The following is a 14,879-nucleotide window of genomic DNA, read 5'->3' on the forward strand; positions in this document are numbered from 1 at the left end:
ATGGGCTGACATAATCCCTGTGCAAAAATACAGTGAGAGAACACCGTGGCAGACGATTTTTCCCCTGAAGGGCAGTTAGCACAGGCTATTCCCGGTTTTAAACCGCGTGAACCGCAGCGTCAGATGGCGCATGCCGTCACTCGCGCCATCGATAAGGCACAGCCGCTGGTGGTCGAGGCCGGAACCGGCACGGGAAAAACCTACGCTTACCTTGCACCGGCGCTGCGCGCGAAAAAGAAGGTGATCATCTCTACCGGCTCGAAGGCGTTGCAGGATCAGCTCTACAGCCGTGATTTGCCGACGGTGGCAAAAGCGCTGAAATACAAAGGGCGGCTGGCATTGCTGAAAGGGCGCTCCAACTATCTCTGCCTGGAGCGTCTTGAACAGCAGGCGCTGGCGGGCGGCGACCTGCCGGTGCAGACCCTGAGTGATGTGATCATCCTTCGCGCCTGGGCTAATCAGACGGAAGAGGGGGATATCAGCACCTGCGCGAGCGTGGCGGAAGACTCTCCCGCCTGGCCGCTGGTGACCAGCACCAATGACAACTGCCTGGGCAGCGACTGCCCGCTGTATAAAGACTGTTTTGTGGTCAAAGCGCGTAAAACGGCGATGGATGCAGATGTGGTGGTGGTCAACCACCATCTGTTTCTCGCGGATATGGTGGTGAAAGACAGCGGTTTTGGCGAACTTATTCCTGAAGCGGAAGTGATGATCTTCGACGAAGCCCATCAGCTTCCGGATATCGCCAGCCAGTATTTCGGTCAGTCGCTCTCCAGCCGCCAGCTGCTGGATCTGGCGAAAGATTTCACCATTGCTTATCGCACTGAATTAAAAGATACCCAGCAGCTGCAAAAATGTGCCGATCGCCTCGCGCAAAGCGCGCAGGATTTTCGCCTGCAGCTTGGCGAGCCGGGCTACCGCGGCAATTTGCGCGAGCTGCTGGCGGACAATAATATCCAGCGCGCGCTACTGCTGCTGGATGATGCGCTGGAACTCTGTTACGACGTGGCGAAACTGTCGCTTGGCCGTTCTGCGCTGCTGGACGCTGCCTTCGAGCGTGCCACGCTCTATCGCGGGCGGCTGAAACGGCTGAAGGAGATCAACCAGCCGGGGTACAGCTACTGGTATGAATGCACGTCTCGTCATTTCACCCTGGCGCTTACGCCGCTGACGGTGGCAGACAAATTCAAAGAGGTGATGGCGCAAAAACCGGGGAGCTGGATATTTACCTCCGCGACCCTGTCGGTGAATGACGATCTGCACCACTTCACCGAGCGTCTCGGGATTGAACAGGCGGAGTCACTGCTGCTGCCGAGCCCGTTTGATTATGAAAAACAGGCGCTGCTCTGCGTGCCGCGTAATCTGCCGTTACCCAACCAGCCCGGCGCCGCACGCCTGTTGGCAGCCATGCTGAAGCCGATGATTGAGGCCAACAATGGCCGCTGCTTTATGCTCTGCACCTCTCACGCCATGATGCGCGACCTGGCAGAACAGTTCCGCGCCACCATGACCTTGCCTGTGCTGCTGCAGGGAGAAACCAGCAAAGGGCAACTGTTACAACAGTTTGTCAGTGCCGGAAATGCGCTTCTGGTGGCAACCAGCAGTTTCTGGGAAGGCGTAGACGTGCGGGGCGATACCTTGTCGCTGGTGATTATCGATAAACTGCCTTTTACCTCGCCGGACGATCCGCTGCTCAAAGCGCGAATGGAAGACTGCCGTCTGCGCGGAGGCGATCCTTTCGACGAGGTACAGCTGCCGGACGCGGTGATCACCCTCAAGCAGGGGGTAGGACGCCTGATCCGCGACGTGGACGACCGCGGCGTGCTCGTAATCTGTGATAACCGGCTGGTGATGCGCCCCTACGGTGCGACCTTCCTCGCCAGCCTGCCGCCCGCGCCGCGTACGCGGGACATTAAACGCGCGGTTCGCTTCCTGGCCAACCCAACGGCGGAGTAATTTGCCCGGGAGTGTGCTAAGATGCGCGCCATTTTGTGACTGACCATTGCGAGAGCGCGACGACTGATGCGAATTCTGGCTATTGATACCGCTACAGAGGCGTGTTCCGTTGCTCTGTGGAACGACGGTGCTATTTCTGCTCATTTCGAAGAGTGCCCACGAGAACACACCCAACGTATTCTGCCCCTGGTGAAAGCGATTTTGACCCAGGGCAACACCACCTTAACCGACCTCGATGCGCTGGCCTTTGGCCGTGGCCCCGGCAGCTTTACGGGTGTACGCATTGGGATCGGTATTGCGCAGGGGCTGGCGCTTGGCGCTGACCTTCCGATGATCGGTGTTTCCACCCTGGCGACGATGGCGCAGGGCGCGTGGCGTATGACCGGTGCTACCCGTGTGCTGGCAGCGATTGATGCCCGCATGGGCGAAGTCTACTGGGCTGAATACACCCGCGACGAGCAGGGCGTGTGGCACGGCGAAGAGACGGAAGCGGTGCTCAAGCCGGAAGCGGTAACCGAACGGTTGCAGAACCTCTCCGGTGAGTGGGCGACGGTAGGGACCGGTTGGGCGGCATGGCCTGACATGGCAAACGGTACCGGCGTAACGCTGGTGGACGGCAACATGCTTCTGCCTGCCGCAGAGGATATGCTTCCTCTGGCCTGCCAGCTGCTCGCAGCAGGAAAAACCGTGGCTGTTGAACATGCCGAGCCGGTTTATTTGCGAAACACCGTCGCGTGGAAGAAACTTCCAGGCCGCGAGTGAATCTCAGTAACAGGAACTGAGAAAAAGGAGTCGCATCATGGCGGTTCAGACTAAAGTAGTACGCCTAATTATGGCAGGCGCTGTGGCCATAGCACTGAGCGGATGCGTTTCCGTTCCTGATGCGATTAAGGGCAGTAGCCCTACGCCACAGCAGGATCTGGTTCGCGTGATGAATGCCCCTGAGCTTTACGTCGGTCAGGAAGCGCGCTTCGGCGGGAAGGTGATTGAGGTGCAAAACCAGCAGGGGAAAACCCGGCTGGAGATCGCCACCGTGCCACTGGATAGCGGCGCGCGGCCGATCCTCGGCGAAACCTCGCGTGGGCGCATTTTTGCCGATGTCAGCGGCTTCCTCGACCCGGTTGATTTCCGTGGACAGCTGGTGACCGTCGTCGGGCCGATTACCGGCACGACACAGGGCAAAATCGGCACAACGCCTTACAAATTTATGACCATGCAGGTTAACGGCTACAAACGCTGGCGGCTGACACAGCAGGTGATCATGCCGCCTCAGCCTGTCGATCCGTGGATGTGGGGCCCACACCCGTATCGTTACGGCTACCCCGGCTGGGGCTGGTATAACCCGGGGCCGGCGCAGGTACAGACGATCGTTACTGAGTAACTTACTGTTATTGTTAGAAAAGAGACAGCGGCTCAGCCGCTGTCTCTGTTTTTTTACGGCTAAAACGAAAAAAAAGAGTGACGCGCTTCGCAACCTTAAATCTGGGCAATTAATAAACTGGTACGCTGAGTTAATATAATGTTAACAAACTGTTTATTATCGGGGTTGTGATGACGACGAACACTCAATTCAGAGGTGATGCATTGAACAAGGTTTGGCTTAACCGTTATCCCGCAGATGTGCCTTCGGAGATCAATCCTGACCGTTATCAATCCCTGGTTGAATTATTTGAACACTCGGTAAGGCGTTACGCCGATCAGCCCGCGTTTATCAATATGGGTGAGGTGATGACGTTCCGTAAGCTTGAGGAGCGGAGTCGGGCGTTCGCGGCCTATTTGCAGGAAGGGCTGGGGCTGCAAAAAGGGGATCGCGTCGCGCTGATGATGCCGAACCTGCTGCAATACCCGGTCGCGTTATTTGGTATCCTGCGGGCCGGGATGATTGTCGTCAACGTCAACCCGCTCTACACCCCACGTGAGCTGGAGCATCAGCTGAACGACAGCGGCGCGACCGCAATTGTGATCGTCTCAAACTTTGCCCACACGCTGGAGAAAGTGGTCGACAGAACCCAGGTTAAACACGTCATCCTGACGCGTATGGGGGATCAACTCTCCACCGCCAAGGGCACGCTGGTTAACTTTGTCGTCAAATACATTAAACGTCTGGTACCGAAATACCATCTGCCGGATGCCATCTCTTTCCGCCGCGCGCTGCATGCCGGGTATCGTATGCAATACGTCAAACCGGAAGTGGTGTCAGAGGATCTTGCGTTCCTGCAGTACACCGGTGGCACTACCGGCGTGGCCAAAGGCGCCATGCTGACTCACCGCAATATGCTGGCGAACCTTGAGCAGGTGAATGCGACCTACGGGCCGCTGCTGCATCCGGGCAAAGAGGTGGTCATCACCGCGCTTCCGCTTTATCACATTTTCGCGCTGACCATGAACTGCCTGCTGTTTATTGAGCTGGGCGGTCAGAACGTGCTGATCACCAACCCACGCGACATTCCGGGGCTGGTTAAAGAGCTGGCGAAATACCCGTTCACCGCTATGACCGGGGTCAATACCCTGTTTAACGCGCTGCTTAATAACAAAGAGTTCCAGCAGCTTGATTTCTCCACGCTGCACCTCTCTGCGGGCGGCGGAATGCCGGTTCAGCAGGCGGTGGCAGAGCGCTGGGTGAAACTCACCGGCCAGTATTTACTCGAAGGCTATGGCCTGACCGAATGCGCCCCGCTGGTCAGCGTCAATCCGCATGATATCGACTATCACAGCGGCAGTATCGGCCTGCCCGTACCGTCGACGGAAGCCAAACTGGTGGATGATGACGACAACGAAGTTGCACCGGGCGAGCCGGGTGAACTGTGCGTTAAAGGGCCACAGGTGATGCTGGGCTACTGGCAGCGTCCTGATGCCACCGACGAAATCATCAAAGACGGCTGGCTGCACACCGGTGATATCGCGGTGATGGACGAAGAGGGCTTCCTGCGCATTGTCGATCGTAAGAAAGACATGATCCTCGTCTCGGGATTTAACGTCTATCCGAATGAGATCGAAGATGTGGTGATGCAGCATAGCGGCGTGCTTGAAGTTGCCGCGGTTGGCGTACCTTCCGGCAGCAGCGGCGAGGCAGTGAAGATTTTTGTGGTGAAGAAAAACGCCTCTCTTACCGAGGAGGAGCTCATTACGTTCTGCCGCCGTCAGCTCACCGGCTATAAAGTGCCGAAGCTGGTGGAGTTCCGCGATGAGCTGCCGAAATCGAACGTCGGGAAGATATTACGACGAGAATTACGTGACGAAGCCCGTGCCAAAGTGGACAATAAGGCCTGAGCTTCACGCTAATCGCCCAGACGCCGGTTTAGCCGGCGTTTTTTATGGGCGCAAACAAAAGAGAAACCGTTTTGAATTACCAGATGATCACGACCAACGACGAGCTGGCTTCGCTGTGCGAAGTGACGCGCGACTTTCCTGCCATCGCCCTGGATACCGAGTTTGTCCGTACCCGGACGTATTATCCGCAGTTGGGTTTGATTCAGATGTACGACGGCAAACACGTGTCGCTGATTGACCCGCTCGGCATTACCGACTGGACGCCGATGCGTGACCTGCTGCTTGATACTGCGGTCACCAAATACCTGCACGCAGGCAGTGAAGATCTGGAAGTCTTTCTGAATACGTTTGGCATCATGCCGCAGCCGCTGATTGACACGCAGATCCTCGCCGCGTTCAGCAATCGTCCGCTTTCATGGGGCTTTGCCGCCATGGTTGAGGAGTACACCGGCCTGACCCTGGATAAAAGTGAATCCCGTACCGACTGGCTGGCGCGCCCGCTCACGGAGCGTCAGCTGGACTACGCTGCGGCAGATGTGTTTTACCTGCTGCCGATTGCCGGACAACTGATGAAAGAGGCAGAAGCCTCCGGCTGGCTGCCTGCTGCACTGGATGAGTGCCGCATGACGCAGCTGCGTCGCCAGGAAATCGCTGACCCGAAAGAGGCCTGGCGCGACATCAGCAATGCGTGGCAGCTGCGTACACGTCAGCTGGCCTGTCTGCAATTATTAGCCGACTGGCGCCTGCGTAAAGCGCGCGAACGCGATTTGGCCGTTAACTTTGTGGTACGCGAAGAGCACCTGTGGGCGGTCGCACGCTATATGCCAGGCAGCATGGGCGAGCTGGACAGCATTGGGCTTTCAGGCAGCGAAATCCGTTTTCACGGAAAAACGCTGCTCGCGCTGGTGGCCAAAGCGCAGCAGATACCGGATGACGCACTGCCAGAGCCGCTGCTGAATCTGATGGATATGCCGGGCTATCGCAAAGCGTTTAAAGATATTAAAGCGCTGGTGCAGGCTGTGGCGGCAGAAAGCAAATTGAGTGCGGAGTTGCTGGCATCACGTCGTCAGATAAACCAGCTTTTGAACTGGCACTGGAAGCTGAAACCGCAGAATGGCTTACCGGAAATGATGGCGGGCTGGCGCGGGGAATTGATGGCCGATCGCCTGAATACGTTGCTGGAAGGGTATCCACGATAATCAATATGCCGGGCGATATACCCGGCATATTCCCCCGGTGGCGTTGCGGCTTACCGGGGCTACGAAATCAAAAACTACGGACGCGACTCTTCCGCTTCCGGGAGCGTGACGTTCAGCTCCAGAATCGAAATATCCCCGTCTTTTTGCTCCAGCTGCACGGTGACCATCTCCGGGTCAATCTGCACATATTTGCAGATCACTTCCAGGATGTCCTTGCGCAGCTGCGGCAGGTAGTGAGGCTCGGCGTCGCTACGACGACGCTCCGCAACGATGATTTGCAGTCGTTCTTTTGCGATGTTGGCGGTGTTCTTTTTCCGCGAGAGAAAAAAGTCCAGTAATGCCATAACTTATCCTCCGAACAGGCGTTTGAGGAAACCTTTCTTCTCTTCTTCAATGAAGCGGAAAGGACGTTCTTCTCCCAGCAGACGGTCAACCGTATCCGCATACGCTTTACCGGCATCTGCTGTTGTATCAAGGATCACTGGCTCGCCCTGGTTAGAGGCGCGCAGCACGGACTGGTCTTCCGGGATGACGCCCACCAGTTTAATGCGCAGGATCTCCAGCACGTCTTCCATGCTCAGCATGTCACCTTTGTTTACGCGGCCCGGGTTATAGCGGGTCAGCAGCAGGTGCTCTTTAATCGGGTCTTCGCCATTTTCCGCACGGCGGGATTTGGATGCGAGGATCCCGAGAATGCGGTCAGAGTCACGGACGGATGACACTTCAGGGTTCGTGGTGATGATCGCTTCATCAGCGAAATAGAGCGCCATCAGGGCACCGGTTTCGATACCGGCAGGGGAGTCACAGACAATGAAGTCGAACTCCATTTTTTTCAGCTCATCGAGCACCTTTTCAACCCCTTCGCGGGTCAGGGCGTCTTTGTCACGCGTCTGAGAGGCCGGGAGGATATAAAGGTTCTCGGTGCGCTTGTCTTTAATCAGCGCCTGGTTGAGGGTGGCATCGCCCTGAATCACGTTTACGAAGTCATACACGACGCGACGTTCACAACCCATAATCAGGTCGAGGTTACGCAGACCGATATCGAAATCGATAACGACGGTTTTCTTTCCCTTCTGGGCCAAACCAGTAGCGATGGCCGCGCTGGAGGTGGTCTTGCCAACGCCTCCTTTACCCGAAGTAACAACAATAATGCGTGCCATAGAAATTCCTTGTTAAAAAGGGATCAATTCAACGGTTGAACGGTCAACGCGTCGTCTGCCAGTCGCAGACGAGCCGCTTTGCCATAAAATTCGGCTGGGATCTTGTCGCTCAGCCAATATTCACCTGCGATGGACACCAGTTCCGCAGTCAGGTGAGTACAAAATATTTGTGCGTCCCGATCGCCACTCGCCCCGGCGAGTGCACGCCCACGCATCATACCGTAAACGTGAATATTGCCATCTGCAATCAGCTCAGCGCCAGCGCTGACGTGGCTTGTAACAATTAGATCACAGTTTGGTGCATAAATGCGCTGTCCGGAACGAACCGGCACATCAATCATTCGCGTTTTTGTGAGGGCGGTAACGTTTTGTACCGCAGGTGGGGGCGTTTCAACGGCAACGGGGGCCGCACGTGGGGCTTTTTCTTTGCCTTCGTTCAGAAGAGGCAGTCCCGCACGGTCGATTTCCGCTTTCAGCTCAGTATCTTTACAGCCACTGATGCCCACAATGCGCAGACCGGTAGAGGAGACGGCCTGCTGGAGTTGTTTCCAGTTAACCGGGGATTCCAGACCACTGACATTGATAACAACAGGGGCGTGTTTCAGAAAGGCGGGAGCCTGAGCGATTTTGTCTTCTAACGCCTGACGAATAACCTCGGGTTTTGCATCATGCAAATGTACCACTGATAAGGTGAAGCTACTGCCTTTAAGCTCGATGGGCGTGTTTGACATCCTGGCCTTACTCAATTTGCTATTAACCGCAACCACTCGCTGCGATATTCCGAAGAGTATCAGGCATGTTATAGTCAGGAGTATATTGAGGCAAGCAACCACCTATGAATTCAGAGTAAAAACATGTTTTGTGTGATCTACAGAAGTACAAGCCGCGACCAGACCTATCTTTATGTCGAAAAGAAAGACGATTTTTCCCGCGTGCCAGAAGAATTAATGAAGAGCTTTGGCCGACCTCAGCTGGCGATGCTGCTGCCGCTCGACGGTCGTAAGAAACTGGTTAACGCCGATCTGGAAAAAGTTAAAACGGCCTTAACGGAGCAAGGCTATTATTTACAGCTTCCGCCACCTCCCGAGAATTTATTAAAACAGCATCTTGAGGCGACCGGTAAAAAATAGCCTCACCTGTTTTCGGGCATAACACATCAACCGTTTAGGGGTCGACCATGTATCAACATCATAACTGGCAAGGTGCATTACTGGATTATCCCGTCAGCAAAGTGGTTTGCGTGGGCAGCAATTATGCCAAACACATTCAGGAGATGGGCAGCGCGACGCCAGAAGAGCCGGTGCTGTTCATTAAGCCGGAAACCGCGCTTTGCGATATCCGCCAGCCGCTGGCACTGCCGCAGGGACTGGGTTCAGTGCATCATGAAGTGGAGCTGGCGGTGCTGATTGGCGCGACGCTACGCCAGGCCTCCGAAGAGCATGTGCAAAAAGCTATCGCCGGTTACGGTGTAGCGCTGGATCTGACGCTGCGTGAGGTACAGGGAAAGCTGAAGAAAGCAGGGCAGCCGTGGGAAAAAGCCAAAGGCTTTGATAATGCCTGCCCGATCTCGGGTTTTGTTCCGGTCGGCGAATTTACCGGCGATCCACAGAACACGTCCCTCAGCCTGAAAGTGAACGGTGAGATCCGCCAGCAGGGCACCACGGCAGATATGATCCATAAGATCGTGCCGCTGATTGCCTATATGAGCCGCTTCTTTACCCTTAAGCCGGGGGATGTGATCCTGACCGGTACGCCAGAAGGTGTCGGCCCTCTTAACGGTGGAGACGAACTGGAAGTGAGCTTTAACGGCCTGTCACTGAAAACCCGCGTGCTGTAAACGCATTTTGCCGCCCCTCAGGGCGGCAAAACTTGCATCAACGTGCCAGACTCGTTATAAGGTGCGCTTTCTTTTGACGTGTGGACATCCTGATGAACGACATCCCTTTCTGGCAACGCAAAACTCTCGACGAAATGACAGACGTGGAGTGGGAGTCGTTATGTGACGGCTGCGGGCAGTGCTGCCTGCATAAGCTCATGGATGAAGACACTGATGAAATCTATTTCACCAACGTTGCCTGTAAGCAGTTAAACATCAAAACCTGCCAGTGCCGCAACTACGAGCGCCGCTTTGAGTTCGAGCCGGACTGCATTAAGCTCACCCGTGAGAACCTGCCGACGTTTGAATGGCTGCCGCATACCTGCGCGTATCGCCTGCTGGCGGAAGGGAAGGATCTGCCGACATGGCACCCCTTGCTGACCGGGTCTAAAGCGGCCATGCACGGCGAGCGTATCTCTGTGCGTCACATCGCGGTGAAAGAGTCCGAGGTGCGGGACTGGGAAGACCACATTATGAATCACCCGACCCGGTGATAAATAAAAACCCGCCGAGGCGGGTTTTTATTGGGGTGCGGCCTGATGCCCTCACCCCAACCCTCTCCCACGGGAGAGGGCGCAAAAACTAAAAACGGCAACTATCGTTGCCGTTTTGCTTTTACCTTCCGAACAGATCGCGCTTCTTCGGCTTAAACGGCTGAGCAATCAGCACCAGCAGCGCGACCACGAAGTAGGCCACAAAAATGCCCACCAGCCACTGCGGCATCTCCAGCGACAGGAATTCCCACTGACGTACAGAGCAGTCACCGGAGGCGACAAACACCTGCGGCAGCCATTTATCCAGCGGCAACCAGCTCGGGAAGCGGGCTGCGAAATCACAGGTCATGAACGGCGACGGGTGCAGTTGCATCATGGTGTGCTGCCAGGAAAGCTCAATCCCTTTCCAGGCGCTGTACAGCCAGACCGCGATAGCGACGTAGCGGAGCGGTGTTTTTGGTGCAATCGCACCCAACAGACCCGCGCCCATGACGCCAAACAGCGCGCAGCGCTCGTAGATACAGAGCACGCAGGGTTTGAGTCCCATCACATGCTGGAACCACAGCGCGACCATTTCCAGCGCAAAGGCGGTCAGGGCCATTAACAACCATGCTCCGCGACCGCGGGAGCACTGGTTTAAAAATCTCAACATAATCATTTCCCTGGAACATGCTTAGAAAGCGCAGTGTAAACGAATTTTAATGCGCCGCAAGTATACCCGCTTGTATCAGCCATTGCGTACAGGGAATGAGGGTAATTTTGACGCAAAGCAATCCCACAATGGTGAGCACCAGCGTATAGGGCAGCGCCATCCAGACCATCTTTCCATAAGAAAGACGTATGAGTGGCGCGAGGGCCGAGGTCAGCAGGAACAGGAAAGCGGCCTGTCCGTTTGGCGTCGCCACCGACGGCAGGTTGGTGCCTGTATTAATGGCAACCGCCAGCAGCTCGAACTGCCCGGCGTTGATAATGCCTTCTTCCATCGCCGCTTTGGCTTCATTGATGTAGACCGTGCCGACAAAAACGTTATCGGAGATGGACGACAGCAGGCCGTTGAACAGATAGAAGAGCGACAGCTGCGCGTCGGGCGCCGCCTGCAGTACAAAAGTAATAATCGGGGCGAACAGGTGTTGGTCGATAATCACCGCCACCACCGCAAAGAAGACCGCCAGCAGCGCGGTAAACGGCAGGGCTTCGGTAAAGGCTTTACCGATAGCATGTTCATCCGTTACCCCGCTAAAGGTCGTCGCAAGAATAATAACCGAAAGACCAATCAGCCCGACTTCGGCAAGATGGAAAGCCAGCGCGACGATAAGCCAGATACCGATGATCCCCTGCGCAATCAGACGCAGCGTCTCCTGGCGCGTGCGCTGCGTACGGTTCTGCTCGTCAAATTTATGCAGCTCTTTGCGAACTGGCTCAGGCAACTGCGCACCGTAGCCGAAAACATTGAATTTCTCGACCAGGATACAGGTCGCTAACCCGCAGACGAACACGGGCAGGCTGACCGGTGCCATGCGCAGGAAAAACTCGCCAAAATGCCACTCAGCCGCTTTGGCGATGATCAGGTTTTGCGGCTCACCAACCATGGTCATCACGCCACCTAATGCGGTACCGACGCCTGCGTGCATCATCAGGCTGCGCAGAAACGCGCGGAACTGTTCCAGCACCTCACGGTTATGCGCCTCGACGTGGCTGTCGTCCTGCAAATCCTCGCCCGGACGGGACGATGCCACGCGGTGATAAATGCCGTAAAACCCGACGGCAACGCTGATGACCACCGCCACGACGGTTAGCGCATCCAGGAAGGCCGAAAGGAATGCGGCAGCAAGGCAGAACGCCAGCGACAGCATCGTTTTAGACGGAATGCTGAGCAACAGGCGGGTGAAGATAAACAGCAGCAGCTGTTTCATAAAGTAGATACCGGCCACCATGAAGATCAGCAGCAGAAGCACTTCAAGGTTGGATGCCAGCTCGGCTTTGACATGCTCTGCGCTCGTCATGCCGATAACCACGGCTTCAAAAGCCAGCAAACCACCCGGCAGCAGGGGATAACATTTCAGCGCCATGGCCAGGGTGAAGATAAACTCCGCCACCAGCAGCCACCCGGCGACGAACGGAGTGATACTAAAAATAATGGGATTAACAACCAGGAAAACCAGAAGTATCAGTTTGTACCAGTCAGGAGACTGGCCTAAAAAATTGCGCCACAGCGCGCGCCCAAAAGAAATTTCCACAACAGACGTCCTTCCCCGTCAGGTAAAACAAAACATCAGTATACGCAAAAAACGCGGGGCAGAGGCGGATAAGCGTGTATTGTAAATTTCACGAAAATAAAACAGCGATCCCTCTTTTCTCTCTTTCACGCGCTACCTGCCACTGCATGCCTCTGGTATGATGAGTGCAATTTGCAAAAGCTGTGTAATGGAAATCTCACTATGGTCATTAAGGCGCAGAGCCCGGCGGGTTTCGCGGAAGAGTACATCATTGAAAGCATCTGGAATAATCGCTTCCCTGCGGGATCCATTCTTCCGGCTGAACGCGAACTCTCTGAACTGATTGGCGTCACTCGCACCACGCTGCGTGAAGTGCTCCAGCGACTGGCGCGCGATGGCTGGTTGACGATCCAGCACGGTAAGCCAACGAAAGTAAACAACTTCTGGGAAACCTCCGGGCTGAACATTCTTGAAACGCTGGCGCGTCTCGATCACGAAAGCGTGCCACAGCTGATCGACAATCTGCTCTCGGTGCGTACCAACATTGCGACAATCTTTATTCGTACCGCTTTTCGTCAGCATCCGGAAGACGCGCTGCAGGTGCTTGCCAGCGCGAACGAAGTGGAAGATCACGCGGATGCCTTTGCCACGCTCGATTACAACGTTTTCCGCGGACTGGCGTTTGCCTCCGGTAACCCGGTGTACGGTCTGATCCTGAACGGCATGAAAGGGCTGTATACCCGTATCGGTCGCCACTACTTTGCCAACCCCGAGGCGCGCAGCCTGGCGCTGGGCTTCTACCATAAGCTCAGCAAGCTCTGTACTGAAGGCCTGCACGATCAGGTGTATGAAACGGTGCGCCGCTACGGCCACGATTCCGGTGAAATCTGGCACCGGATGCAGAAAACGCTGCCGGGTGATTTAGCCATTCAGGGCCGCTGAAATAAAAAACCTCTCAAGTGAGAGGTTTTTTTTCGCCCGGTGGCGCTTCGCTTACCGGGCCTACAAAACCCGGCAAAAACCATTACAACGTATTCAACCGCGCCGGGCAACGTTCCAGCAGCTCCACGCTGCCATCTTCATTCTGCTGCTCCAGCAGCACATCAAAGCCCCACAGGCGATGCACGTGCTTCAGCACCTCTTTGCGTCCTTTATCCAGCGGGGCCCGGTTGTGCGGAATATAGCGCAGTGTCAGGGAGCGATCGCCGCGTAAATCCACGTTCCATACCTGAATGTTGGGTTCAAGGTTGCTCAGGTTGTACTGGGAGGAGAGGCGAGAGCGGATCTCACGGTAACCTTCCTCGTTATGGATCGCCGAAATCTCCAGGTAGTTATTGCGGTCGTCATCCAGCACGGTGAAGAAGCGGAAATCACGCATAATCTTCGGCGACATAAACTGGCTGATGAAGCTCTCATCCTTAAAGTCACGCATCGCGAAATGCAGCGTTTCCAGCCAGTCAGAGCCGGCGATATCCGGGAACCAGTATTTATCTTCTTCGGTTGGCGACTGGCAGATGCGTTTAATGTCCTGGAACATTGCAAAGCCGAGCGCATACGGGTTTATGCCGCTATACCATGGGCTGTTGTAAGGCGGCTGGAACACCACGTTCGTATGGCTGTGCAGGAACTCCATCATGAACCGCTCGGTGACTTTCCCTTCGTCATACAGATGGTTAAGAATGGTGTAGTGCCAGAAAGTCGCCCAGCCTTCGTTCATCACCTGGGTCTGTTTCTGCGGATAGAAATACTGGCTGACCTTACGCACGATGCGCAGGATCTCACGCTGCCATGGCTCCAGCAGCGGCGCGTTTTTCTCCATAAAATAGAGCAGATTTTCCTGCGGCTCAGACGGGTAGCGACGCGCTTCAGCAACCGCTTTCTCTTCTTCACGTTTCGGCAGAGTGCGCCACAGCATATTTACCTGGCTTTGCAGATACTCTTCGCGGCTTTTCTGCCGCGCTTTCTCCTCCTGCAGGGAGATTTTCTGCGGACGTTTGTAACGATCAACGCCGTAGTTCATCAGCGCGTGACAGGAGTCGAGCAGTTTCTCCACTTCGTCCACGCCGTAGCGCTCTTCGCAGTCGGTAATGTACTTACGCGCGAAGATCAGGTAATCGACAATCGAGCTGGCATCGGTCCAGCTGCGGAACAGGTAGTTATTCTTGAAAAACGAGTTATGCCCGTAGCAGGCATGCGCCATCACCAGCGCCTGCATGGTTATGGTGTTCTCTTCCATCAGGTAGGCGATACACGGGTTGGAGTTGATCACTATCTCATACGCAAGACCCTGCTGGCCGTGCTTATATAAACGCTCCGTTTCAATGAATTTTTTACCAAACGACCAGTGCGGATAGTTAATCGGCATCCCGACGCTGGAGTAGGCGTCCATCATCTGCTCGGACGTAATGACTTCAATTTGATGGGGGTAGGTATCCAGACGATACAGTTTTGCCACCCGGTCGATTTCGGCGAGATAGACATCCAGCAACTCGAAGGTCCAGTCGGGTCCATCGCTCAGACGTGTGCTGTCCTTATTCAGGGAATCAATAGTAGCCATTAGCGCGCCCTCGTTGTGGGAGCTCTCTCTGTCTGGAGAGCCTCCTGATAAGCATAGATCACCGTGTTAAAAAGCGTGCTGGAGCAGAAATTTTTTCTTTGCGATTTCCCGTTTTTGATGCGGCAAAAAAAGCGGTCTTCACAGAATTTTA

General features: G+C 55.3%; 15 protein-coding genes. 9 read left to right on the forward strand and 6 right to left on the reverse strand.

Going from position 1 to position 14,879, the window contains the following annotated elements; all coding sequences use genetic code 11:
* Positions 1 to 45: 45 nt before the first annotated feature.
* The 5 genes from PUZ33_RS00735 to rnd all read left to right on the forward strand — a co-directional run bounded on the left by PUZ33_RS00735 (position 46) and on the right by rnd (position 6,425).
* Entirely contained in the window at positions 46 to 1,956 is a 1,911-nt protein-coding gene (locus PUZ33_RS00735) for an ATP-dependent DNA helicase (RefSeq protein ID WP_058680161.1), read from the forward strand.
* Positions 1,957 to 2,022: 66 nt separating this feature from the next.
* Positions 2,023 to 2,718, forward strand: a complete 696-nt coding sequence (tsaB, locus tag PUZ33_RS00740; protein ID WP_013096140.1) for a tRNA (adenosine(37)-N6)-threonylcarbamoyltransferase complex dimerization subunit type 1 TsaB — start codon at positions 2,023 to 2,025, stop codon at positions 2,716 to 2,718.
* Between the two features lie 37 nt (positions 2,719 to 2,755).
* On the forward strand, positions 2,756 to 3,337 hold the full coding sequence (locus tag PUZ33_RS00745) for a Slp family lipoprotein (protein ID WP_013096141.1): 582 nt from the start codon (positions 2,756 to 2,758) through the stop codon (positions 3,335 to 3,337).
* Between the two features lie 203 nt (positions 3,338 to 3,540).
* Complete coding sequence (gene fadD, locus PUZ33_RS00750; protein WP_072262744.1) at positions 3,541 to 5,226, forward strand: long-chain-fatty-acid--CoA ligase FadD; 1,686 nt, start codon at positions 3,541 to 3,543, stop codon at positions 5,224 to 5,226.
* 71 nt (positions 5,227 to 5,297) lie between these two features.
* Complete coding sequence (gene rnd / locus PUZ33_RS00755) at positions 5,298 to 6,425, forward strand: ribonuclease D (protein ID WP_274205293.1); 1,128 nt, start codon at positions 5,298 to 5,300, stop codon at positions 6,423 to 6,425.
* A gap of 74 nt (positions 6,426 to 6,499) precedes the next feature.
* On the opposite strand, the gene minE is transcribed toward rnd, so the two are convergent.
* The 3 genes from minE to minC are packed head-to-tail and all read right to left on the reverse strand — an operon-like array spanning position 6,500 to position 8,316.
* A complete protein-coding gene (gene minE, locus PUZ33_RS00760; RefSeq protein WP_008500504.1) occupies positions 6,500 to 6,769 on the reverse strand; it encodes a cell division topological specificity factor MinE in 270 nt (89 codons plus the stop codon).
* 3 nt (positions 6,770 to 6,772) lie between these two features.
* Entirely contained in the window at positions 6,773 to 7,585 is an 813-nt protein-coding gene (gene minD / locus PUZ33_RS00765; RefSeq protein WP_013096144.1) for a septum site-determining protein MinD, read from the reverse strand.
* A gap of 23 nt (positions 7,586 to 7,608) precedes the next feature.
* Positions 7,609 to 8,316: a septum site-determining protein MinC gene (minC, locus tag PUZ33_RS00770; RefSeq protein WP_020690845.1), complete on the reverse strand. Its 708-nt coding sequence runs from the start codon at positions 8,314 to 8,316 to the stop codon at positions 7,609 to 7,611.
* 123 nt (positions 8,317 to 8,439) lie between these two features.
* On the opposite strand from minC, the gene PUZ33_RS00775 reads away from it, so the two are divergent.
* The 3 genes from PUZ33_RS00775 to PUZ33_RS00785 all read left to right on the forward strand — a co-directional run bounded on the left by PUZ33_RS00775 (position 8,440) and on the right by PUZ33_RS00785 (position 9,955).
* Positions 8,440 to 8,715: a YcgL domain-containing protein gene (locus tag PUZ33_RS00775; RefSeq protein WP_013096146.1), complete on the forward strand. Its 276-nt coding sequence runs from the start codon at positions 8,440 to 8,442 to the stop codon at positions 8,713 to 8,715.
* A 47-nt stretch (positions 8,716 to 8,762) separates the two neighbouring features.
* Positions 8,763 to 9,422: a fumarylacetoacetate hydrolase family protein gene (locus PUZ33_RS00780; RefSeq protein ID WP_029882294.1), complete on the forward strand. Its 660-nt coding sequence runs from the start codon at positions 8,763 to 8,765 to the stop codon at positions 9,420 to 9,422.
* 92 nt (positions 9,423 to 9,514) lie between these two features.
* Positions 9,515 to 9,955 carry a YcgN family cysteine cluster protein gene (locus PUZ33_RS00785; protein ID WP_014832353.1) on the forward strand — a complete coding sequence of 147 codons (441 nt, stop codon included), beginning with the start codon at positions 9,515 to 9,517 and terminating at the stop codon, positions 9,953 to 9,955.
* Positions 9,956 to 10,076: 121 nt separating this feature from the next.
* Here PUZ33_RS00785 and dsbB read toward each other — a convergent pair whose 3' ends face one another.
* Together dsbB and nhaB are read right to left on the reverse strand one after the other, a co-directional pair.
* Positions 10,077 to 10,607: a disulfide bond formation protein DsbB gene (gene dsbB, locus PUZ33_RS00790; protein ID WP_028028084.1), complete on the reverse strand. Its 531-nt coding sequence runs from the start codon at positions 10,605 to 10,607 to the stop codon at positions 10,077 to 10,079.
* Between the two features lie 46 nt (positions 10,608 to 10,653).
* Positions 10,654 to 12,192, reverse strand: a complete 1,539-nt coding sequence (gene nhaB, locus PUZ33_RS00795) for a Na(+)/H(+) antiporter NhaB (RefSeq protein WP_020690847.1) — start codon at positions 12,190 to 12,192, stop codon at positions 10,654 to 10,656.
* Positions 12,193 to 12,393: 201 nt separating this feature from the next.
* On the opposite strand from nhaB, the gene fadR reads away from it, so the two are divergent.
* The gene (gene fadR / locus PUZ33_RS00800) at positions 12,394 to 13,113 is read left to right on the forward strand and encodes a fatty acid metabolism transcriptional regulator FadR (RefSeq protein WP_013096152.1); all 720 of its coding nucleotides are present in this window, start codon (positions 12,394 to 12,396) and stop codon (positions 13,111 to 13,113) included.
* 82 nt (positions 13,114 to 13,195) lie between these two features.
* Here the strand turns inward: fadR and PUZ33_RS00805 are convergent, their stop codons facing one another.
* A complete protein-coding gene (locus PUZ33_RS00805) occupies positions 13,196 to 14,728 on the reverse strand; it encodes a SpoVR family protein (protein WP_013096153.1) in 1,533 nt (510 codons plus the stop codon).
* Positions 14,729 to 14,879: the final 151 nt, after the last annotated feature.

This window comes from Enterobacter cloacae complex sp. 2022EL-00981 (assembly GCF_028737495.1).
Lineage (GTDB): Bacteria > Pseudomonadota > Gammaproteobacteria > Enterobacterales > Enterobacteriaceae > Enterobacter > Enterobacter cloacae.